Source organism: Brumicola blandensis, from assembly GCF_031846165.1.
GTDB lineage: Bacteria > Pseudomonadota > Gammaproteobacteria > Enterobacterales > Alteromonadaceae > Glaciecola > Glaciecola blandensis.
Genome location: NZ_JAVRIE010000002.1, coordinates 515,924 through 537,338 on the forward strand (window position 1 = coordinate 515,924; position 21,415 = coordinate 537,338).

Annotated in this window: 20 protein-coding genes; 7 read left to right on the top strand and 13 right to left on the bottom strand. The window is 43.5% G+C overall.

Features of this window, described 5'->3' with window-relative positions; translation table 11 throughout:
• Positions 1–20 precede the first annotated feature (20 nt).
• The 7 genes from panC to sfsA all read right to left on the bottom strand — a co-directional run bounded on the left by panC (position 21) and on the right by sfsA (position 5,958).
• Positions 21–869 carry a pantoate--beta-alanine ligase gene (gene panC, locus RM544_RS07510; RefSeq protein WP_311361146.1) on the bottom strand — a complete coding sequence of 283 codons (849 nt, stop codon included), beginning with the start codon at positions 867–869 and terminating at the stop codon, positions 21–23.
• A 5-nt stretch (positions 870–874) separates the two neighbouring features.
• A complete protein-coding gene (panB, locus tag RM544_RS07515) occupies positions 875–1,669 on the bottom strand; it encodes a 3-methyl-2-oxobutanoate hydroxymethyltransferase (protein WP_311361147.1) in 795 nt (264 codons plus the stop codon).
• A gap of 5 nt (positions 1,670–1,674) precedes the next feature.
• The gene (gene folK / locus RM544_RS07520; protein WP_311361148.1) at positions 1,675–2,187 is read right to left on the bottom strand and encodes a 2-amino-4-hydroxy-6-hydroxymethyldihydropteridine diphosphokinase; all 513 of its coding nucleotides are present in this window, start codon (positions 2,185–2,187) and stop codon (positions 1,675–1,677) included.
• Positions 2,188–2,189: 2 nt separating this feature from the next.
• The gene (gene pcnB / locus RM544_RS07525) at positions 2,190–3,584 is read right to left on the bottom strand and encodes a polynucleotide adenylyltransferase PcnB (RefSeq protein WP_409220076.1); all 1,395 of its coding nucleotides are present in this window, start codon (positions 3,582–3,584) and stop codon (positions 2,190–2,192) included.
• A 63-nt stretch (positions 3,585–3,647) separates the two neighbouring features.
• Positions 3,648–4,544 carry a tRNA glutamyl-Q(34) synthetase GluQRS gene (gluQRS, locus tag RM544_RS07530; RefSeq protein WP_311361149.1) on the bottom strand — a complete coding sequence of 299 codons (897 nt, stop codon included), beginning with the start codon at positions 4,542–4,544 and terminating at the stop codon, positions 3,648–3,650.
• A gap of 82 nt (positions 4,545–4,626) precedes the next feature.
• The gene (dksA, locus tag RM544_RS07535) at positions 4,627–5,067 is read right to left on the bottom strand and encodes an RNA polymerase-binding protein DksA (RefSeq protein ID WP_311361150.1); all 441 of its coding nucleotides are present in this window, start codon (positions 5,065–5,067) and stop codon (positions 4,627–4,629) included.
• Between the two features lie 189 nt (positions 5,068–5,256).
• Positions 5,257–5,958: a DNA/RNA nuclease SfsA gene (gene sfsA / locus RM544_RS07540; protein ID WP_311361357.1), complete on the bottom strand. Its 702-nt coding sequence runs from the start codon at positions 5,956–5,958 to the stop codon at positions 5,257–5,259.
• A 134-nt stretch (positions 5,959–6,092) separates the two neighbouring features.
• Between sfsA and pepB the strand changes: the two genes are divergently transcribed.
• Positions 6,093–7,373, top strand: coding sequence for an aminopeptidase PepB (gene pepB / locus RM544_RS07545; protein ID WP_311361151.1), 1,281 nt, complete (start codon positions 6,093–6,095; stop codon positions 7,371–7,373).
• Between the two features lie 77 nt (positions 7,374–7,450).
• Here the strand turns inward: pepB and RM544_RS07550 are convergent, their stop codons facing one another.
• On the bottom strand, positions 7,451–7,633 hold the full coding sequence (locus RM544_RS07550; protein ID WP_311361152.1) for a helix-turn-helix domain-containing protein: 183 nt from the start codon (positions 7,631–7,633) through the stop codon (positions 7,451–7,453).
• A gap of 257 nt (positions 7,634–7,890) precedes the next feature.
• Between RM544_RS07550 and RM544_RS07555 the strand changes: the two genes are divergently transcribed.
• Together RM544_RS07555 and RM544_RS07560 are read left to right on the top strand one after the other, a co-directional pair.
• A complete protein-coding gene (locus RM544_RS07555; RefSeq protein ID WP_311361358.1) occupies positions 7,891–8,496 on the top strand; it encodes a YhgN family NAAT transporter in 606 nt (201 codons plus the stop codon).
• A 33-nt stretch (positions 8,497–8,529) separates the two neighbouring features.
• Entirely contained in the window at positions 8,530–9,102 is a 573-nt protein-coding gene (locus RM544_RS07560; RefSeq protein WP_311361153.1) for a YjaG family protein, read from the top strand.
• Here RM544_RS07560 and rsmD read toward each other — a convergent pair.
• A complete protein-coding gene (rsmD, locus tag RM544_RS07565) occupies positions 9,099–9,686 on the bottom strand; it encodes a 16S rRNA (guanine(966)-N(2))-methyltransferase RsmD (protein ID WP_311361154.1) in 588 nt (195 codons plus the stop codon). The two genes, RM544_RS07560 and rsmD, sit on opposite strands and share 4 nt — an antisense overlap.
• An 82-nt stretch (positions 9,687–9,768) precedes the next feature.
• Between rsmD and ftsY the strand changes: the two genes are divergently transcribed.
• Genes ftsY through ftsX form a run of 3 tightly spaced genes read left to right on the top strand, consistent with a single transcriptional unit; the run spans position 9,769 to position 12,749 of the window.
• Entirely contained in the window at positions 9,769–11,037 is a 1,269-nt protein-coding gene (gene ftsY, locus RM544_RS07570; RefSeq protein ID WP_311361155.1) for a signal recognition particle-docking protein FtsY, read from the top strand.
• Positions 11,038–11,079: 42 nt separating this feature from the next.
• Entirely contained in the window at positions 11,080–11,772 is a 693-nt protein-coding gene (gene ftsE, locus RM544_RS07575) for a cell division ATP-binding protein FtsE (protein WP_311361156.1), read from the top strand.
• Positions 11,769–12,749 carry a permease-like cell division protein FtsX gene (gene ftsX, locus RM544_RS07580; protein WP_311361157.1) on the top strand — a complete coding sequence of 327 codons (981 nt, stop codon included), beginning with the start codon at positions 11,769–11,771 and terminating at the stop codon, positions 12,747–12,749. Before ftsE ends, ftsX begins: the two co-directional genes overlap by 4 nt.
• Positions 12,750–12,840: 91 nt before the next feature.
• On the opposite strand, the gene RM544_RS07585 is transcribed toward ftsX, so the two are convergent.
• Together RM544_RS07585 and RM544_RS07590 are read right to left on the bottom strand one after the other, a co-directional pair.
• Positions 12,841–14,088, bottom strand: coding sequence for an EAL and HDOD domain-containing protein (locus RM544_RS07585; protein ID WP_311361158.1), 1,248 nt, complete (start codon positions 14,086–14,088; stop codon positions 12,841–12,843).
• A 21-nt stretch (positions 14,089–14,109) separates the two neighbouring features.
• Positions 14,110–15,339 carry an EAL and HDOD domain-containing protein gene (locus tag RM544_RS07590; protein ID WP_311361159.1) on the bottom strand — a complete coding sequence of 410 codons (1,230 nt, stop codon included), beginning with the start codon at positions 15,337–15,339 and terminating at the stop codon, positions 14,110–14,112.
• A gap of 365 nt (positions 15,340–15,704) precedes the next feature.
• Here RM544_RS07590 and rpoH point away from each other — a divergent pair, with 365 nt between their 5' ends.
• Complete coding sequence (gene rpoH, locus RM544_RS07595) at positions 15,705–16,556, top strand: RNA polymerase sigma factor RpoH (protein ID WP_311361160.1); 852 nt, start codon at positions 15,705–15,707, stop codon at positions 16,554–16,556.
• A gap of 66 nt (positions 16,557–16,622) precedes the next feature.
• On the opposite strand, the gene RM544_RS07600 is transcribed toward rpoH, so the two are convergent.
• Positions 16,623–18,611, bottom strand: a complete 1,989-nt coding sequence (locus RM544_RS07600; RefSeq protein ID WP_311361161.1) for a tetratricopeptide repeat-containing sulfotransferase family protein — start codon at positions 18,609–18,611, stop codon at positions 16,623–16,625.
• 99 nt (positions 18,612–18,710) lie between these two features.
• The gene (locus RM544_RS07605; protein ID WP_311361162.1) at positions 18,711–21,362 is read right to left on the bottom strand and encodes a TonB-dependent receptor; all 2,652 of its coding nucleotides are present in this window, start codon (positions 21,360–21,362) and stop codon (positions 18,711–18,713) included.
• Positions 21,363–21,415: the final 53 nt, after the last annotated feature.

The following is a 21,415-nucleotide window of genomic DNA, read 5'->3' on the forward strand; positions in this document are numbered from 1 at the left end:
CGCGCTTAGCCAGCGTCGTTTTAGATACTTACCTGGATATTGTCGATAATGCGGGTTTTACCCAAAAAGCCCGCTCCTAGAATGACTAATTCAGTGTCTTCATGGCTAGGCTGTAATAGGCTCGATGCTGAACGCACATCAATATAATCGGGTTTAAACCCAAGTGTTGCCAGCTTGAGTTTGTTTTCAGATATCATGACAGAAAAGTCACGTCGTCCCTCTTTTATTTGTTGCGCCATGCTTGAAATCAGCTGATATAAGCCAGGCGCTATTTCGCGCTGCTCAGTATTCAAGTAGTTGTTACGTGAGCTCATTGCTAGACCATCAGGCTCTCGTTCGGTGGGCACACCATGGATGGTTAAGTTCATCGATAGGTCAGTGACCATCGCTTTGATGACCTGCAATTGCTGAAAATCTTTCTGCCCAAAAAAGGCCATGTTCGGTTGAACCATGTTAAATAGTTTACACACGATAGTGGCGACCCCCCTGAAATGGCCAGGACGACTTGCACCACAAATCATATAGGACAAACCAGGCACTTCGACAAAGGTTTGCTGCTCTAAACCTCGACTGTATATATCGTCTACTTTCGGCATAAATAAGATATCAACACCTAAGGCTTGTAAAGAGGCTTTATCCTGCTCCATTGTGCGTGGATAAGCGTCTAAGTCTTCATCTGGGCCAAACTGTAAAGGGTTGACGAAGATCGAAACGACGACTTTTGAAGCGTGTTTTTTGGCTTCTTTGACTAGCTTTAGGTGACCATCGTGGAGGTTACCCATGGTAGGGACAAAGGCAATCAGCTCTTTTCCTGATTGCCATTCTCTACGAAGCTCACGAAGTTGTTTTATATCACTGACTATTTGCATGTTAATTACTCGAAGGAATGCTCAGGACCCGGAAAGCGGCCTGCTTTCACATCTTCAATATAGGCGCTGACAGCGCTTCGCATGTCCGCAGTATCTTCTAAATAATTTTTACTGAATTTCGGCATGTAGTTCGCGCTGATACCAAACATATCGTGCATCACTAGAATTTGCCCATCAGTGCCAGAACCGGCACCGATACCGATCACTGGAATGCTGAGTGCTTCTGTAATAAGCTTAGCAACAGAAGTGGGTACACACTCTAGCACTAAGAGTTGGATGCCTGCTTTTTCTAATTCCATAGCGTCGTTAAGTATTTTCTGCGCTTGTTCATTCTCACGCCCTTGTACCTTAAATCCACCAAAAACATGCACAGACTGAGGTGTTAAACCAAGGTGACCACAAACAGGAATGCCACGTTCGACTAAGCCTTGGATAGCGGGTAACAACCACATACCACCTTCCATTTTAACCATGCTTGCACCCGCAGCCATTAACTTGGCTGCATTGTCATAGGTATTCTCAACCGTCGAATAACTCATGAACGGCATATCGGCAACGACAAATGACCTTATTGTGCCTTTGCGCACGCACCTTGTATGATAAGCAATATCATCTATGCTGACTGACAAGGTATCGTCGTCTCCTTTAAGGACCATACCCAATGAATCGCCAATCAAGAGAACATCAACAAACTGTTCATCAAACATCTTCGCGAAACTGGCATCATAAGCCGTAAGTGCAGCAATTTTTTCATTCTTTTGCTTCATTGTTAGCAAGGTAGAAGTGGTGACTCTTTTCATCCAGTTTACTCTCGGTTTTTCTCAGATTTTTCTTCAATTCTATATAGACCATCTAAAGAACACTTGCCAACCCATGAGGCAAGTGATTTTCCATCTTGCATGATCAAATCGGGCGCAATCTCAAACAATGGTACAAGGACAAACTCTCTATCTTTCATACCGTAATGCGGCACAGTCAGTTGTTTAGTCTCGAGTGCTAGGTCATTGTACAACAATATATCGAGATCTAATGTGCGCGGACCCCAACGATCCCCTTCACGCAAACGACCTTGCCGATTCTCAATTTCTTGCAGAGATGCCAATAATTCTTGTGGTTGAAGCGATGTTTTAACTCTACAAACGGCGTTGACATAGTCAGGTTGATCCTGCGGTCCCATTGGTGAGCTAGCATAAAAATGTGAACTGGCATTTAAGACCATGTGTGCATGCGATTCAATACTGACTAATGCGCGTTTTAACTGTTCGACTGGGTCGCCTAGATTGCTGCCTAACCCAATATATGCAATATCTGAGAGCATGCCTAATCGCTCTTCTTCTTGCGAGGGAAACGGCGCTTCTTACTTGGCCCAGATTCTTTGCGCAATTTATTCAACATGACTTTTCTGCCTTCAGGTTCAAGCTCTTGAAATTCTGTCCACCATTCACCTAGCTCCATTAAGTCGCCACCTTCAATTTCACCTCGTATAAGTAAGAAATCATAAGCGGCACGAAAGCGAGGATGACTCAATGTCTGGAAAGCGCGTCGCCCAAAACGTTTCGGTAGTCGTGTTTGCAACTGCCAGATTTCGCGAATAGCGATACTGAAGCGTTTAGGGATCATGATGCGCTGAATTTGGCGATGAAGCACTTCACCCACCGCAATATTGAAAGCGTCATGATAGCTTATACCTGCCTCATTCATAACAATTTGTGCGCGCTCTTCAACGGGGTACCACAAAAATGCGGCATACAAAAATGCCGGCGTGACACGTTGTTCGTTGTTGATGCGTTCGTCAGTGTTCTTCAGTACACGCATAACGAGTTGCATCTCTCGACAGGTGTCATCAACCAACATGGGAGCGAACTGAGGAAATAAATGAGTAAATAAACCGTATTTGTGCAGTAGTTGAAAGGTTTTTACACCACTTCCTGAAATGAATAGTTTAAGCACTTCTTCAAATAAGCGCGCTGGCGGTATATTAGCCAATAAATGGCCAAGTTCTTTGAACTGAGCACCAAGTTCATCAGAAATACTCATACCTAATTTCGCTGAAAACCGGATAGCTCTGATCATACGAACCGGGTCTTCACGAAAACGCGTAGCAGGATCGCCAATGAGTTCTATTTTTTTGTTCTGAATAGACTCGATACCATGGGCAAAGTCGATAATGCTCTGATCTTTTGCGCTAAAGTACATCGCATTAAAGGTAAAGTCTCTGCGTTCAGCATCTTCATCAATGGTGCCAAATACATTGTCACGAAGCAGTTGGCCTTGTTGATCTTGCTTTGCCAAAACGTCTTCCACGTCTTTTCCGCGACGGCTCTTTACCTGTACTTTATTCTCTTCATCGTTCTCTGACACGTCACCATGATGCCCACGAAAAGTGGCGACTTCTATAATATCTTTACCGAACACGATATGGGCTAAGCGAAAGCGTCTGCCGATAAGTCGACAATTACGAAAGCAGGCTTTAATTTGTTCAGGGGTTGCGTTTGTAGCAATGTCGAAGTCTTTCGGCGTTTTACCCATGAGTTTGTCGCGAATGCAGCCGCCGACTAAATAAGCGTCGTAGCCTTTGCTATTCAAGCGACGTAACACTGACAGTGCGTTTTCGCTAATGTCAGAAAATGTCACTGGATGTTGCCCTTTCGGGATAACCACCGGGTCGATCGCCGGAGAGTTAGTTTGTGTTGGTGCTATTGGGGTGCTTGACATGCCACCTTTGCCTATTATCGATGCTTCAACTTTGTGTTGAGCGTCTTTATTGATTTTTCGCGATTATACTTCATTTACGTCAGAAATCAGAATTTCTCTTTGTTTTGACAGTAATTTCGGCGACCAATGAATAATTGCCCACTGCAACAATTCACTTGGGTCTTGCGTCGCTAACTGTTTTTCTCTCGCTAGCCCAATATAAGTAAGCGCTACCGAAAGTGTTTGATAAGTGTTTTCTGTACTCACAGCCTTCGCATGGTTTTGTTTACTGAGCTTTTTGCCTGGCGCTCTACTTAATACTGGAAAGTGTAAATATTGCGGGGGCGCAGATTGCAGCAGTCCGTAAAGATAGTTTTGTTGGGGCGTGGTATCTATCAAGTCGGCACCGCGCACAACGTGAGTCACACCTTGATAAATGTCGTCTACGACAACTGCTAAATTATAAGCAAATAGACCATCTTTTCTTTTTAACACCAGGTCTTCATTACAAAACTCGGGTTCAACTGTCACTCGGCCTAACAACAAGTCATCAAAGCTTGCTTGATTGTTTTTAATGATAAGGCGCAGCGCATTGCCAGTATCGCTTAGGTTTCTATGCTGACAATAAGACGTGTAGTAGCGACCCTTGGTTTTTATTGTTTGGCGCGTGCAATCACAGGCGTAGACTAATTGTTTAGCTTGCAGGCTTGAGAGTGCCGCTTGATATGCTTCTTGCCGCTGTGTTTGATATACCACTGAGTTATCCCAATGTAAGCCATGGGCTTCAAGTTGATGTAGAATGGTGGAGTCTGCATTAGGCATGACACGAGTTGTATCTACGTCCTCCATTCGCACAAGCCATTTACCGCCAGCCTGTTTCGCATGCAAATAGCTGACTAAAGCACAGCTCAAAGATCCCAGATGCAGCGGACCGCTGGGGGAGGGAGCGAATCGACCAATGTAAGGAAGTGCTTGTTGCATGCAAGTGCTCATGTTAGACAATAAAAAACCGCAATAGCAAAGCCATTGCGGTTAATCATATACGAACAAACAACCACAGGATTTAACCTTGTAATTGCTTCTCTTTAATTTCAGCCATGGTTTTGCAGTCTATGCACATATCGGCAGTAGGTCGAGCTTCTAACCGGCGAATACCAATTTCGATACCGCATGAATCGCAGAAGCCGAAATCATCTTCTTCAATGCGCTTCAAGGTTTTCTCGATTTTTTTGATAAGCTTACGTTCTCTGTCACGGGCACGTAGCTCCAAGCTAAATTCTTCTTCTTGAGCCGCTCTATCTACTGGATCAGGGAAGTTTGCAGCTTCATCTTGCATGTGGTGTACAGTACGGTCGACTTCTTGCCGAAGTTGGTTACGCCAAGCTTTCAGAATCAATCTAAAATGATTCATTTGCTCGTCGTTCATGTATTCTTCGTCCGGTTTTTCTTGGTATGGCTGAACATCAGCTAACGCAAGTAACCCTAATGATTTTCCTGTTGGCATCTGCCATTTCTCCTAAACTTCGACATTTTGTATCCTTTTGCCTAAACAGTGCTGGCAAATCACATTGCAACGAAATGTCTTATCAATCATTTAATGCTATTAGTAGCACCAAATTCTAAAAATTGTGTAGTCCACTTTTCAAACTGAGGACGGTAATATGGTGATTTTTACACAAAAATCAATCTTTTTTTAATCAACAATTGGTAGTGCGTCGGCTAAGCTCATATTTTCAATAGAAAAATTACATTTATACGATAATAATAAAACGCCTGCTTCTTGTGCTTTTCTCACCGCTTCAGCATATTTGGGGTCAATATGCTGTGCAATTTGCACCGAATTAATCCCGCTATGCTGCACACAAAACAATAGCACAGCCTTGTGACCTTGCCTGGCTAATTCTGCTAATTCATTTGCGTGTTTGGTACCCCTTTTTGTGACAGCATCGGGGAAAAAGCCCATTCCACCTTCACTGCATAAGCTGACTGACTTTACTTCGACATAGCAATCAGGCATGCCGTCACCTTGTAAGAAAAAATCAATCCGGCTATCACCCACTTTATATTCAGGGTGAATCGAGTTGTATTCGGCGAGTTCAATAATATGTCGGTTCTGAAGTGCTGCTTTGACCACCTTATTTGCGTTATTGGTATTGATGCCAATCCATTCTTGACGATGATTCTTAGCAAGCTCCCAGGTATGCGCATATTTGCGTTTTGGATTGTCCGACTGGCTTAAGTAAACTCGCCAACCTGGCTCAGCGCAGCCTGTCATGGCGCCAGTGTTTGGGCAATGTACGGTGAGGGAATCACCATTGGGCAATACGACGTCGGCTAAGAAACGCTTATAACGCTTAAGCAAAGTGGCTTCAATTAATGAACTTGTGAATGTAATCAACTTATTATTCTTTTTATTTTTCTTAATTTTTTGGGCGACGCTTTATATTTGTTACACTCATCACCATATAAGCGATATAAAGCAAATCGGTCGATGAGAGACCGCTATCATCAAACCTTGTTGGAGATATAATGTCAAATTTTCAGGTATCACTGAGTACGCAAAGCGCCGATGCAATTTGGGGCGAACAAACCAAGCTTTCTTTTAACGAAAAGGGGGCTGTCCTGCATTTACCCTCCGAAGCATTGCACTTACGTGATATTCAAAAATCTGCTCGTAAAGTGGCCGGTCTAGGAGTAAAAAACCTGGCTTTTGTTGGCCAGTGGGATTCTGAGCAGCAATGGGCATTTGTAATGAGTTTTTGTGGTGCGGGCTTCCGCGGCGATATTCAATGGGCAGACGATGAACATGCCATTGACCTTGCTATTCGTTTTGAAGCCTTGCAATTCACTCGAAAGTTGGTGAATGAAACTCCAGAGGACTTAAGTCCAGAAGTGTTGGCTGTTGCTGCTGCATCTTGGATCGAATCAATTGCACCTGACTTCGTGAGTACGAAAATGATCAAAGGCGAAGAATTGATTGCAGCTGGTTGGCAAGGCATTTACGAGGTTGGGCGTGGTAGTTGCCGACCACCTGTTTTGCTTGAATTAGATTTCAATCCAACGGGTGACGCAAACGCAGATGTTGAATTTGCTTTAGTTGGAAAAGGAATTACGTTCGATAGTGGTGGCTATAGCATAAAGTCAAGTGAAGGAATGTTGGACATGAAGTGCGATATGGGTGGTGCTGCTACCGTCACTGGGGCACTTGGCTTAGCAATTATGAAAGGATTGGAAAAACGCACCAAACTATTTTTATGTTGCGCCGAAAATTTGATTAGTGATCATGCATATAAATTAGGGGATGTGATCACGTATAAAAATGGTGTGACGGTAGAAATTGTCAACACGGACGCAGAGGGCAGACTCGTGCTCGCAGATGGTTTGATGGCCGCCACTGAGTCGGGAGCGAAAAAAATTATAGATGCAGCAACCTTAACTGGCGCGGCAATTATGGCTGTTGGTAAAGAGTTTAATGCAGTATTCAGTTTAGACACAGCGTTCCAACAGGAAGTGCTAGCAAGTGCTGTGGAAATGAATGAACCTCATTGGCCACTGCCTCTTATGCCATGGCACCAAGAGCAATGCCCGTCTCCTTTCGCGGAAACGGCAAACAGTAGACCGATGAAAGGTGGTGGTGCTGGTGGTGCTTCAAATGCAGCGGGTTTCTTATCACGCTTTGTTGCCGACGATGGCAAAGGTTGGGTACACATAGATTTAGCCGCGGCTTACAATCGTAATGGGACTGAAATTATGCCAAATGGTGCAAGTGCTATTGGTATTAGAACGATTGCAGCTCAGTTACTAAAATAGCCATTCACTCAGGTGCGCATATGCTTTTTGGCATAGAGCGCATAGATGGAAGGGGGACTAGCAGGGGCGAAGGAAACTTAGATTCCGCCTAAACGCTCTGCTAGTTCTTTGTATTTTTCGACATCGGTTCGATCAAACAATGGATTGCCAGCATCATCTTTATCTTTAGAAAGTAACAAACTTTCTCTTTCCAAGCGTTCCACTCTCACTTCTTGTACCGCTAAAAACTCTGCGACTTCACTTACCGTCATTAATGCCATGTTTCCTCCAATTGTATTATTGAAACTTCAGTTCGGACTCGCTGCTGCTACAAAGCTAAACCCTTGCTTGAAAGGTTAACGACAGTTGCGACGAATATCTTAATAAATTCATCATAACAGTTTGTGGTGAAACTGCTCGGGAAAAACCTTTCTTATAGGTGTGTAGATAAATTCCAAGGTATAAATTATTGCTTTTTACTGCCAATCTCGGCCCAAATAGCGCATAATTGCGCTTTTTTTCAAGGAGCAAAGGTGTGATCGAAATACTCTCAGCGGCCACGATGTTATTCCTGATCATGGATCCATTGGGTAACTTACCGATTTATATGTCGGTATTAAAAACGATCGACCCGAAAAGACGCCGAATAGTGATTATTCGAGAGCTCATTTTCGCACTCATCATCCTGATGGTATTTTTGCATAGTGGGCAAGCCCTGCTCGACTTTTTAAAAATAGAGCAAGAGACCGTGAGTATTGCTGGCGGTATTATTTTGTTCATTATTGCCATAAAAATGATATTCCCTAAACCGGGCGGCATCATGGGCATGCCTGCTGGTGAAGAGCCATTTATCGTGCCACTAGCTATTCCTATGATAGCGGGACCTTCTACGATGGCTGCGCTGATTCTGCTAGCAAATCAAGAGCCGAACAAAATGACAGAGTGGAGTATTGCTTTGTTTGCGGCTTGGCTGATCAGCGCTATTATTTTATCGATGTCTTCAACCTTTCATCGCTTGTTGGGTGAAAAAGGCTTAAATGCCGTTGAAAGACTCATGGGAATGATACTCGTCATGATTGCAATTCAAATGCTACTAAACGGCATCGGTGTATATTTTCAGTCGCAGCTAAGTGCTGCTATTTAACGCGACAATTAAACAAAAATTAGAGAAGCGAATATGAGCGAAAAGCTAAGTACTTTCCAACAAGTGCGAGATTTATCGAAGAAGCCAGCTGTTGGTTTTTCTGCAGCCATGCTGCAAAGAATGTTACCGAACTATCAATTGTTTTGTGAACTTGCAGAGTTTGGCGATGCTGAATTTGCTGAAAAGGTGGTGAATTTAGTTTGGGAATGGTTGACTGCACCCAAAGCAAAAATCAACATCGCAGTGCAGTTGGAAAAGCTAGAAGAAATTACGCCAGATGTGGAAAACTTCGATAATTTTGGCGTCTACCCTGCACTTGATTTCTGTATGGCAGCAGCTGCCACACTTCAATTGATAAGTGATGAAGAGCCGAATGGTGCTGTGATGGTCGCCAAGCTGAGCCAAGGCGGCGTCGAAGCTTATTTACTGGCGCTTTCTGAAACCGATTTAAGTAATCAAGAGGTCAAAGCCGATCCGCTGATGCAGTTCGAGATTGAAACCCAATTAGAAGTGTTGGCCATGTGTAACAACCGCGCACTTGACTTCAAACAATTGCGTGCCGAGATGAAAGCTCAGGGAATGTCAAACATTGGCATTGCTATCTAAACGACTTGGTATAATTCAGCACTCACTTGTTGAGTCGATTTGTGTTTAATTTGCTGCCAATTGTCGGGAACGTGCAGTGACTGACTGTTATTTTCTCGTTCGATGTATATTTTGCTACCTGCTTTGACTAAGCCTTTCGATTGAATCATATCCACACAGCTTTGCACTAGGCCTTTGTGAAACGGCGGGTCGATGAATATCAAATCAGCAGCTTCCTTGAGTGTTTCTAGTACCTGCAATGCATTACCCTGCTGAACTGTCGCACTTTCAGCGTCAATACGCAGCAGAGAAGCATTCTTTGATAATTGCTGTGCAGCAGGCTTATCTAACTCAATAAATTGCACATGACTTGCCCCACGTGACAATGCTTCAAACCCTAATGAGCCAGCACCCGCAAAACAGTCAATACACTTTGCATTTCTTACGTCGAGCATTAACCAATTGAACACGGTTTCTTTCATTCTATCCGTAGTAGGGCGCAAGCCCTCTAGGTTCAATACAGGTAGTTTTCGACCGCGGTGTTCGCCACCGATGATTCGAATATTACCTGTACTGGAATTTACCTTTTTTCTTACTCGCGTCATGTGGCCTGAAAGTGTTAGTATTGGGGGATTACGGGATTATATCTGAATCTACCAATCTGCTGTTAAGGATTTTTTGAACAACATGGCAAATTTGTTTAACTGGTTTAAGAAAGACCAATCAAAAAGTGACTCGAAATCGACTGAAAGCGAGGCCATTGAAGATAAGGCTATCACAACTGATACCGACGCGGCTGAGACACTTGAAGATACTAGCTTCAGGCCTGCACAGAATACAGAATTAGAAGACAGCAATGTTGAGCCTGTAGACAACACCGAGCTTGTTGAGTCTGAAACACTCAATCCTGTAGATCCTCATCTCCCTGCTGCGAGTGAAACAGAACCAGCGCAAGAGCCGACAAAGTCAGAAGCTACACAAGAAAAACCAGCATCGAAAGGTTTTTTCAGCCGTTTAAGAGACAGCTTGTCGCGCACCAAGGAGAGCATTGGAACCGGTTTTATCTCTTTGTTTGCTGGCAAGAAAATTGACGACGAGCTATACGAAGAGTTAGAAACACAGTTATTGATTGCTGATGTGGGAATGACGACCACAAGTAAAATCATCAATAAGCTAACTGAAAGCGCAAAACTGTCTCAGTTGAAAGACGGCGAAGCCTTGTACGATCTGCTTAAGCAGCAAATGCGTGATTTATTGGAGCCGGTCTCCAGCCCTCTCAATCTCGACAATAATATAAATGAAAATGGTGAGAAAGAGCCTTTTGTTATTTTGATGGTGGGTGTTAATGGTGTGGGCAAGACGACCACAATTGGTAAGCTTGCTAAGCAGTTCCAAAACCAAGGCAAAAAAGTCATGCTAGCTGCGGGTGACACCTTTAGAGCTGCAGCTGTTGAGCAGTTGCAGGTATGGGGTGAACGTAATGATATCCCCGTTGTTGCTCAGCAAACCGGGTCTGATAGCGCTTCTGTCATATTTGATGCTTTGGCGTCAGCCAAGGCTAAAGGAGCTGACGTGCTGATTGCAGATACGGCCGGTCGCTTACAAAACAAAGATAACTTAATCGAAGAGTTGAAAAAAGTGGTCAGGGTGATGAAAAAAATCAACCCGAACGCACCTCATGAGATCATGCTCACGCTGGATGCCAGTACAGGCCAAAACGCGGTAAGCCAGACTAAAATCTTTAATGACGCTGTAGGTATCACTGGTATTAATCTAACAAAGTTAGACGGTACAGCAAAAGGTGGTATTATTTTCTCATTAGCGGACCAATTTGGTATCCCAATCCGTTATATCGGCATTGGTGAAGGCATAGACGATTTGAAACCGTTTGAAGCTCAGCAGTTTGTTGATGCTTTATTCAGCCAAGATGTAGCCACAGAAGCAACAGTGGATTAAGCTAGAACCGATGTAGTCGATCAGAATGAAAAGGATGTAAGGTTGATCAAGTTTGAGCAGGTAAGCAAAACCTACCCAGGAGGCCAGCAAGCGCTTCGCAAGGTAGATTTCCATGTCGAACAGGGCGAAATGGCCTTTTTAACGGGCCATTCTGGCGCGGGGAAAAGTACGCTCCTGAAACTGATCAGTATCATGGAGCGTCCAACCGTTGGGCGCGTGCTGATTAACGGCCATGACTTAGGTTCAATCAAACGCAAGCAAATAGCCTACATTCGCCGTGACATCGGCATGATCTTTCAAAGTCATCAGCTACTAATGGACAAGAGCGTCTATGACAACGTTTCCTTGCCATTAGTCATTGAAGGGCACACGCGTAAAAACATTGCCAAGCGCGTCGATGCTGCCCTCGAAATGGTGGGTCTACGTGACAAAGCCCGCAATTTACCTATTACGCTTTCTGGTGGTGAGCAACAACGCGTAGGCATAGCTCGAGCGATTGTGAATCGACCGCCACTGTTGCTCGCAGATGAGCCAACGGGTAATTTAGATCCTAAATTGTCTATGGAAATTATTCGCTTGTTTGAAGACTTCAACCAAGCCGGAGTATCGGTTTTTATAGCAACCCATGACCTTGGCCTGATTGCGCGAATGAAATATCGCACACTCACACTAAAAAATGGACAAATGATCACAGATGGCTTAACAGATTCCTCAGATGAGGGGAACTATCGATGAGCTTATTATTCAAAGGCCGCGCACAAGGCGCAGAATCCGTAAGAGTCGGCTTTTTTCAGTCAATTTTTATGTTCTTTACGGATCATGCTAGACAAGCTGTTAATAGCTTAGGTGAGCTATGGCGATCACCTTTTGCTTCTTTGATGACGATTGGTGTCTTGGGTTTCAGTATAACACTGCCGAGTACCTTATACGTCATTGTGAAAAACACCGAACAAATCAGTGAGCAATGGCAACAAGCATCTGAAATATCCTTGTTTTTGGAAAAGGGGGTGTCGAATGCAGATGCACAACAGTTGCTTAAACGATTGCGCCTGTGGCCTGAAATATCTGAGGTAGCCTATATCCCAGCAGATAAGGCCTTGGAAGAATTTCAGCTACTCTCTGGCTTTGGTGATGCACTAAATTACCTGGAAGAGAACCCTTTACCTGCGGTTGTATTAGTGGTGCCGACCAGTAAGCATGCTAGCCCAACAGCGGCCGGTATTTTGCTAGATAAACTACGTAAAGAACGAGAAGTCGAAATAGGGAAGTTAGATATTGAATGGTTAGAGCGCTTGTATGCGCTAATCAACATAGCCAAGGATTTAGTTACCCTGCTCGCCGTGCTCCTCTTTTTCGCGGTAGTATTGATTATTGGTAACACCATTCGTTTAAATATTCTGAACAAGAAAGATGAAATTGTAGTGATGAAGCTTGTTGGTGCTACCGATGCGTTTATTCAACGACCATTTCTTTATACGGGTTTTTGGTTCGGCTTACTCGGCGGGATCATGGCTTGGGTCACGGTACTGTTTATTCTGCTTTGGGTTGATTTCAGTATGGATGCTTTTATGGAAAAGTATCAGGTCGATTTTAATATTACCGCAATGGATTTGAGTACACTGTTAATCATGCTAATGATGTCGGTGGGACTCGGTTTAGCAGGTTCAATATTGTCTGTTCAACGGCATGTGAAAGATATAGAGCCTAGGTAGATAGTCCTGCAAGGCACAGCAAAGCAATCGGTATTTACAAGGTATATAAGCTGTATCTACCTTGAAATCTATCAGATAGTGATTGATGGCCTTATTGCTTGCCGTTGGGCGTCGCTCTGGGGAAGAAATCAGACAGCGCTTGTCGCATTTCGTTGCTCCATTTAATCGCTCTATTGAATATTTCATGCAAATCTTTTTGAGAGATATCCAAGCTTTCTGATTGAGAGATGACGATCCCCCACAAGCCGCTTTCAAAGGCTTTTGCTGTGCTGAGATAGTCGGTAAAAGTACACGCTTCACCCAGCAATGCTTGTTTTATACCTTTCGATACTGGCAGTTTTTCTAAGATTACCGGCATTTCAGAGTCTAGGATGGTATCCAGAAGAGAGAACAAGCCAACAATGAAGGCTGACATGGACTTATCTTTACCGTTTTTCTTTTCTTCGAACAGCTCACAGAACTTCGCTCTCACTAAGGAGACTTGTAAAAGCTCGAGTGGCTTAGAGTCGTTCAAGCTTGCAAGAGATAGTAGTGCGATGAATTTCTTCACCTCGACTTCGCCCAAGTACGTTAATGCATGGCGTAGAGATGTTATTTTTAAACGTTTGTTTACCATTGGATTATTGATAAAACGCAATAACAGATAAGATAAAGCAGCGTCACGTTCAATAATACTCGCGACGGATTCTAAGTCGAATTCGGGCTGCGCGCTTTGTGACATCAGCTCAAGCATGGTGAGTTTAGATGCAGGCAATGCCTTAGCAGATTTTGTATCAGGTTGAGTGAAAAAATAGCCTTGAAAGTAGTCAAAACCAAGATCACGACACATTGCAAATTGATCTAAGGAAGCAACTTGCTCAGCAACTAGCTGAATCCCTGAAGCCGCAAGGGTTGGTATATGTTGCTCTAACCATTCAGGCTTAATTTTGGTGATGTCGACCTTCACGATATCAATGTAAGGATAAGGCGTGAGGATCGTCGATTCGAGTTTATCGTCACTCAAGGCTAATTTGTAGCCTTGTTGCTTTAGATGTTCACAAGCATTCATCAAGCTAGTATTTATCGCTGGATTTTGAGTTAACTCAACAACCACATTGTCGGCAGACAGTTCTTCTGGAAAGCGATTGATAATAGTTTCAGGTAAGAAGTTGATGAATGCTTTTTGATTACCAGAAATATCATCTATCCCCAGCGTTGAAAAACGCTCGGTAATCAGCTCAGCCTTCTTCGGTTCATGAAGAGGGTAAGCACCGCTTGCACCATCGCGAAACAGGAGTTCATAAGCGAATAGGTCCTGCTCCTTATCTAAAATGGGTTGTCTGGCGATGAATGCAAACATACTACGTTCCTTGTTTGTCGTTTAAATTAGCGATGTGCTCATATTTTGTGCCCAATGCATTGCCTCGTAATACAGTGTATACAAGCGCTCGCCGGTTAGCTCAAATTCAGCTGCGATATAATCTATCTCATCCCAGTTTGCCTCTTCGAACGCGTAGCAAGCTCTTAGTTGGAGGCCCATGTTAGAGTCTTTGTTTTTATGACAAAGCGCATCTTGAAGTTCAGCACCGACGGGCAGTTTCTGTACTAAGGATTCCATCGGTTGATCCAATAACGCATCCAACATGGAAAAGAGGCCCAATATAAAGCTACTCGGTGGATTTTCTGGTAGTTCTAATTCAACTGACATCAGTGAGCAGAAGCGCGCTCTAACCAATGACTGGATGAGCAACTCTCCAGGTTTCTCACCGCGTAGATTAGCTAAGGCCAGAAGCGCGATAAACTTTTTAATTTCAATGTGACCCATGTAGTTCAGGGCATGCTGCAAGGATTCAATCTTTTGGCGCTTGTTGATCAGAGGATTGTTTACAAAGCGCATTAGTTTGTATGCTAAGCCCACATCTCGCTCTATTACTTTAGTCACTTCTTTCACGTCAAAATTGGGTGAGTTACTTAAGCTTACTAATTCTGTTACCGAGTGCAAAGAGGCGTTAAGGTCGCGATGTCTGATCATTTCAGGACGTGCTAGGAAATAACCTTGGAAAAGTTTCACACCCATATCTTTGAAGCGTTCAAACTGTTCGTGGGTTTCTACTTTTTCAGCAATTATTTTGATGCCATGACTGTTCAATTGTTGAATTTTGGCAACGGCAGCAGGGCCTTGCTTCTCAATTTCCTCTACTTCAACTTTGATGTAATCAACGAAAGGCAAAAATACATCCCATCGCGAACCAAAGTCATAGTCGTCTAATGCCAATTGATAGCCTAAATTACGAATATGTTTACATGCTTGCACTAACTCATCGTTGACCTCTACAGTTTCAACGATTTCAATCACCACACTCAGAGGGTCAAGTGTTGATGGGAAACGATACAAAAGAGTATCGCGGTGGAAATTGATAAAAGCGGGTTTATTAAAGGTAATATCTTCAATACCAATCGATAAGTGACTGGTCGCAATCATGTTACTCGTAGCTTCATCTGGAGACATGTCTGGAAAACAATTACTGTCGCCATCCCTGAACAGTAATTCGTACGCAAATACACGTTTTTCGACGTTATAAATGGCTTGTCGTGCTACATATGCAAACATTCAAAAGTGCTCAAATTATAAACTTTGTGATAAATGATATTAATCAAATTTTTTACATAAAAATATGATCGTTTTTGGAATTTACCATATAATACAATAGTGTTTTCATCTAAATAAAAAAAATCTAGAGAAAATCGGAAAATAAAGGGTCTTAGGGCTTGAGTTCTGAGCAAGAAGCCTTATATTTACTGAAATGTTTTAATCGAACTTCCGTTCTAATTGAGTGTCTATTATATAGATGGACTATAAATGTATCGGCTGTAAAACGCAGCAAAGGCATCACAATTGCTCTTGTGTGGACGAAATACCGAAAGCGTATGTTCACGAGGATATGTTCACACTAAGAATGAAGTAACGAGGTAATAATGAGTACAAAAATGCAATCATTGGCGTTAAGCGTCCCGCAAAGTGGCAGTATCGAAAGCTACATTCAGGCGGTGAGCGGTATTAATATGCTAACTGCTGACGAAGAGAAGTCGTTAGCAACACGTTTATTTGATGAAGGTGACCTTGAAGCTGCGCGTAAGCTTGTTATGTCTCACCTGCGTTTTGTTGTTCATGTCGCGAAATCATATGCTGGTTACGGCTTGCCACAAGCAGACCTTATTCAAGAGGGTAATATCGGCTTGATGAAAGCAGTGAAAAGATTCGACCCAAATGTGGGCGTGCGTCTGGTTTCATTTGCAGTGCATTGGATCAAAGCTGAAATTCACGAATTCGTATTGAAAAACTGGCGTATCGTGAAAGTCGCAACAACAAAAGCGCAAAGAAAATTATTCTTTAACCTACGCAAAGCGAAAAAACGCTTGGGTTGGTTTACTCATGACGAAGTGCAAAAAGTGGCTGATGAGTTAGGTGTAAGCACAAAGGAAGTATTGCAGATGGAGGCTCGTATGAGCAGCCAAGATGCAGCCTTCGACCTGACTAACGATGATGATGACTCAACTGCTTTTGCGCCGGCGCAATACTTAGAAGACAAATCAACAGACGTTGAAATGGAAGTTATTAACACAGATCATGACAAAACAGCGTCAACCAAACTGTATTCTGCTATTAAAACATTGGATGCACGTAGTCAGCATATCATCGAAACTCGTTGGTTAGCTGACGACAAAATGACTTTGCAAGATTTGGCAGATGAGTACGATGTGTCAGCGGAGCGTGTTCGCCAAATCGAAAAGAACGCGATGAAAAAGCTGCAAGCTGCTATGGCGTAAAGCGCTTTATCATCGACAACAAAATATAAGCTACACCAAAACGCCGATAGTAATATCGGCGTTTTTTTATTTCGAAAAGCGGGCTTTCAAGCTACCTAAGTAGGGTTCGAAGTGTCTCCATTGTTCCAGTCCTGAGGTGTAGATTGGCTGTCGAACTTGCTGAGCGCTGGGCGTTTTCACCGCGCGCTTGTTTTTATGGAAGTCGAGACATGCTTGCTCAAACGGTAAACCGCAGAAATCGAGAATACGACGCACTTGGTTTTCAGTATCGGCCACGACTTCTTCATGTCGCACTAATAAAATTTCATCGGGAAATAAGGCGTCCCAATGAGCCATTAAACGTTCGTAGTTTTGATAATACTGACCAATGTCATCAAGTGAGTAGGAAAATTCCTGTCCTTCGCCAAACAATTGCTTAAAGCCACTAAAGCAGCAAGCCATGGGTTCTCTGCGAGCGTCAATTATCTTTGCATTTGGCAATATCATCTTTATTAGACCAATATGCATATAGTTGTTTGGCATTTTATCAATAAAGTAAGCCGCGCCCTGACGGTAGACTTTGGTTTCTTCTATAAATTTTTGACCAAATTTCGCAAATAGATCGTTTGGGATCTGCTTCAAATTCAGTGGATAGCTTGGCTTGTTTCCTTGCTTTTTACTCAGGGTTGCGGCTAAACCCAATATTTCGTGTAGTTCCATCGTGCCATCGACTTGAGAATGCGAAGCCAGTATCTGTTCCAATAGCGTAGAGCCAGCACGGGGCATGCCGACAATGAAGATCGGTGCACCATCGCTGCAGCCTATCTCGTGCCGCTGCTCAACTAAATCTGGGGTGAAGGTGTTTATCTGGGTTTGGACAAACTGAGTATGCTTCTCACTGGAATATGACAAGGTGCTACTTTGTAATGCGTTTCCTTGTTCATAATGAAAGAAAGACTTGTCGAACTGCTCTTCATCTTCATAATATTTACCCAAAGCAAAATGTAAGTGAACTTTCTCCTTTACAGCGAGTTCTGGATCGTGTGTACCTGCCAGCATCGAAGCAACTTCGTCTTCGGCAAAGCGATAGGTTTTGGTGTTGGCTAAACTCCAATAAGCGTCGCCACAAAAGCGCTGTTGTTGATAAGCGTTTTGATAAGCAGAAATAGATAGGGCAATGTCACCCTGAGTTTTGTATGCGTGGCCCAACAAAAGATAAACATTGGCTTCAGCGCGTCCGCGTTCTATCAGTGCGAGGTACACATTGATAGCCTCTTTTAATTGACCTACACCAACTAATGCAGTCGCTTTAGCTACTTGATAGAAAACATTCTCTGTGTCTTTGCTGCATAAAGCTTCTGTGAGTTCGAGCGCTTTCGAAAACTTGCCAAGTTTACTATAAATCTTAAATAGCTCGTATTTGGCTTCTAAGTTATCCGGTGCTAATTCGCAGCAAGTCTCTAGTACGAATTCAGCTTCTGGTATCGCTTTCAAGCGCAGGGCAATTTCAGCCAGTAATAATAAAGCATCAAGTGAGTGCTTATTGGTTTGTAAGAATTGTCGGCATAAGGCATCTGCCTCCAACACTTTCCCGTCATAAAGTAGATCGCTTGCAGCCAAAATTGGTTTGGGTAAACGGCTTAGTTTACCTATTTGCTGTTGGCAAAGGCGCAATGCTTCTGATTGTCCATTCTCTTGATACACGGGTAACAAGGCCTGCCACGCAGACAATAAGGCTGGGTTAAGTTTAGTGGCCTTGTAAAAATGGACACTTGCCTGCTGTTGTTCACCCATTGCTCGATAGTTATAAGCGAGCTCTTGATGAGCTCGTGCATGTTCTGCATTAATGACGAGTAGTTGGTGCAATGTCTCGATAGCTTTTGTATGTGCTTGTTGCAAACGTAGGCTGACCGCGAGTAAGTAATGCGCCATTGTGCGGCTATCTGTGTCGATATCTAAGGCTAATAGAGCATTAACTTCAGCTTCTACTTTTGAGAACACGCCTTGTTGTACAAAGGTTTGTATCGCTTTTAGTTTTTCTGCAATTAGATGGGCACTTGGTGGGCTTTGAGACATAGGTTCTTCAATAATACTTATTTTATTCGATAATTTAACATAAAAAAGCCCCAACTTGGGGCTTTCTTAGGGTCTTGCTACTGTGCTTACTTTCTACTTTTAATAGAAGTCGTAAGACAGTCTGAAACCAATGGTGCGAGGACGGTTAGTCACTACTTTCGGCGTAAACTGCTGATTATCGATGTGCAATACAGCGCGCTCATCAAACAGGTTGTCGATGTAGATTTCAGCCTTCCATTCATCATTAGTCACACCGAAAGCAACGTTTGCTAGTGTGTAACCATCTTGGATGTAACGTCCGCCAGCAAACAAGTTGCCGTTGGTATCGGTATAACCGACGCCGTCGTATACTGGTGCTTCATTTTCGATGCTCAAGCCACTGCCAACACCATAAACTAAGCGGGTAGTGTCTTCTAATACATAAGCGTCCATCGACATGCCCGCCAAACGGTCACCCGTATAAACCAGTGAGCCATTAACAAAGCCAGTCAAGCCATTGTCCATTTCGTAGAAGTAACGCGCACGTAAGTTACCAGAGAAATCAGCTGAGTAAGGTAGTGCTGCGCCAACAGGTGGTGCAATGCCATCTAGTTCCGCATTGATACGAGTCAGTTCTGTATCTAAAATACTGAAAGAGGCATCAATAACCAAGTTATCGGTCGCTAACCACGTAATGTCACCATCAATACCTTGTATTTCGGCATCACCGACATTATCGGTAAATACCAAGAAGCTGATGTTTGTCGGGTCGAAACGTGAAGTCTGAAGGTCCGTTATTTCAGACATATATGCCGTTGCGTTTACACGCAGGATGCCGTCTAAGAAGTCACCTTTCATACCAATTTCGTAGTTTTTCAGAGTATCTGTCGTTGAATAGACTGGAATTCTGAAGCCATCAAAAGCGCCTGATTGGTTTGTCGCTAAGCCACCACCAACACGGTTTGTTACCGGTGGTCTGAAACCTTCACTGTAAGTTGCAAATACGAGTAAATCGTCATTCGGTTTCCAATCAATGGATGCTTTGTAAATGACATCATCTACGGTAAGCACGCCATCATCATCCAATAGCGATACATCAAGTTGACCACTGGCGATCGCGGCATCTATAGCAGCTGGATCTTCGCCTACAGCTGCTAACTCAGCTGGGTCTAAGGAACCAAATGCACGAATTCGACGAGTGACGTCAACCGTTGAGGTAGAGCCCTTATATTCGTCTTCAATTTCGTACCAACGCGCGCCAAGGCTGACCGTTACGGTATCTGTAATGTCATATTCTGCTTGACCGAATAAAGCAATTTGGTCGATTCCATGAGTGACATCGTTTACGAAGCTAACTTCAGAATTGAATGGACCACCGTCACTATTGATACCTTCCTGACCGACTGTTGTTCTGGCTAGGTTAGGGAAAAGTTCAGTATTGGCAATTTTGAACTGGCCAACGGTGCTTAGCTCTTGTGAGTCATAAAACACACCAGCTGTGATGCGCCAGTCTTTAGATGCATCTGTGTTAACTCTGAATTCGTGAGTAACGCGAGAAGTATCCGTATCTTCTTTATAGAATTTAGTTGGGTCTAAACACTCAACGTCTGCTGGTGTTGCTGCGGTGTAGTGGTTACACACGTAGTATGCAGCAAATAAACCACCGTTAGTGTAACCGGTGTAATCGACAGTTGATGCGATGTCACGGTCTAAGAACCCGCCGGTATAAACCACTTCAAGCTCGGCTAAACGGCCGCTTAGTGTCCAAGTTGTTAGTCCGAAAGTATCGCTGTTTTTGTCCGCTTGGAAACGGTTTACAGACTGCGTACCTTCAAGGTTAGGGTCATATGCGAATACGCCCTCTGTATCAAGTTGTTGTTGTGTATGCTGGACAAGTAAGTCCCAGTCAGCATTAATTTCATGCGCTACGCCAACACGTACACCTGAGTAAATAGCATCATTTGAATCTTTCTCAACAAGTGCATCGTTATTCGGTGATACGACGGACGCTTGAGATGCATCTGGAAGAACCCCACCAGAAATACGGTCAATAACAATAGCGCTGCCAATGTAGCCGCCTTCGCCTGGCTCGTTTCGGATGTTATCGATCCAACCGCCTTGATTGTCATTATATGCAGTAACACGTACCGCTAAATCATCACGTAAAGTGAAGTTCATGAAGGCTTCTACTGAATTGCTCATTTCACCATCTTTAGTGAAGCTTGCGCCAAGGTCTACGCCACCAGAAAAGCCATTGAAGTTTGGCTTGTTTGTGATCATGCGCACGGTACCAGACTGAGAGCTAGCACCAAATAAGGTACCTTGAGGCCCAGGTAACACTTCCACTCGAGCAACGTCAGCAGCATAAATATCAAGGTTTCGACCTTGCATTGATACTGGCTGCTCGTCTAAGTAAAAAGCGACAGACGGTTGTAAGGCTTGCACAGTCGAAACGGCAATGTTCGTTTGAGAGGTTGCAGCACCACGAATATAAATTTCGTTTTGGCCAGGACCTGTGCCTTGGAATACAACGTTAGGTAAAAATTCGACATAGTCTTGGAAGTTATCCACCCCAAGATTCTCGAGCGCTTGTCCACTGAGTGCACTTACTGTCACAGGTACGTCTTGAATAGATTCAGTTCGTTTTGTTGCTGTGACTTCAATTGTCTCGATCTTTGGGCCTTCTTTTACTTCAGTCGCATCTTGCGCCATTGCTAGCGATGATGCACTTAATGCCGTGATAATAGCGTAGCTTAGCTTGTTAATTTTCAATGGTGTCCCCTACTTGATTTCCGTTGACTGTGGTTTTTATGCACTTCATGCCT

Excerpts from the sequence above, each read along its gene's own strand:
- panC (WP_311361146.1), bottom strand. The coding sequence starts at position 869 with ATGCAAATAGTCAGTGATATAAAACAACTTCGTGAGCTTCGTAGAGAA.
- panB (WP_311361147.1), bottom strand. The coding sequence starts at position 1,669 with ATGAAAAGAGTCACCACTTCTACCTTGCTAACAATGAAGCAAAAGAAT.
- folK (WP_311361148.1), bottom strand. The coding sequence starts at position 2,187 with ATGCTCTCAGATATTGCATATATTGGGTTAGGCAGCAATCTAGGCGAC.
- pcnB (WP_409220076.1), bottom strand. The coding sequence starts at position 3,584 with ATGTCAAGCACCCCAATAGCACCAACACAAACTAACTCTCCGGCGATC.
- gluQRS (WP_311361149.1), bottom strand. The coding sequence starts at position 4,544 with ATGCAACAAGCACTTCCTTACATTGGTCGATTCGCTCCCTCCCCCAGC.
- dksA (WP_311361150.1), bottom strand. The coding sequence starts at position 5,067 with ATGCCAACAGGAAAATCATTAGGGTTACTTGCGTTAGCTGATGTTCAG.
- pepB (WP_311361151.1), top strand. The coding sequence starts at position 6,093 with ATGTCAAATTTTCAGGTATCACTGAGTACGCAAAGCGCCGATGCAATT.
- RM544_RS07550 (WP_311361152.1), bottom strand. The coding sequence starts at position 7,633 with ATGGCATTAATGACGGTAAGTGAAGTCGCAGAGTTTTTAGCGGTACAA.
- RM544_RS07560 (WP_311361153.1), top strand. The coding sequence starts at position 8,530 with ATGAGCGAAAAGCTAAGTACTTTCCAACAAGTGCGAGATTTATCGAAG.
- rsmD (WP_311361154.1), bottom strand. The coding sequence starts at position 9,686 with ATGACGCGAGTAAGAAAAAAGGTAAATTCCAGTACAGGTAATATTCGA.
- ftsY (WP_311361155.1), top strand. The coding sequence starts at position 9,769 with ATGGCAAATTTGTTTAACTGGTTTAAGAAAGACCAATCAAAAAGTGAC.
- ftsX (WP_311361157.1), top strand. The coding sequence starts at position 11,769 with ATGAGCTTATTATTCAAAGGCCGCGCACAAGGCGCAGAATCCGTAAGA.
- RM544_RS07585 (WP_311361158.1), bottom strand. The coding sequence starts at position 14,088 with ATGTTTGCATTCATCGCCAGACAACCCATTTTAGATAAGGAGCAGGAC.
- RM544_RS07590 (WP_311361159.1), bottom strand. The coding sequence starts at position 15,339 with ATGTTTGCATATGTAGCACGACAAGCCATTTATAACGTCGAAAAACGT.
- rpoH (WP_311361160.1), top strand. The coding sequence starts at position 15,705 with ATGAGTACAAAAATGCAATCATTGGCGTTAAGCGTCCCGCAAAGTGGC.
- RM544_RS07600 (WP_311361161.1), bottom strand. The coding sequence starts at position 18,611 with ATGTCTCAAAGCCCACCAAGTGCCCATCTAATTGCAGAAAAACTAAAA.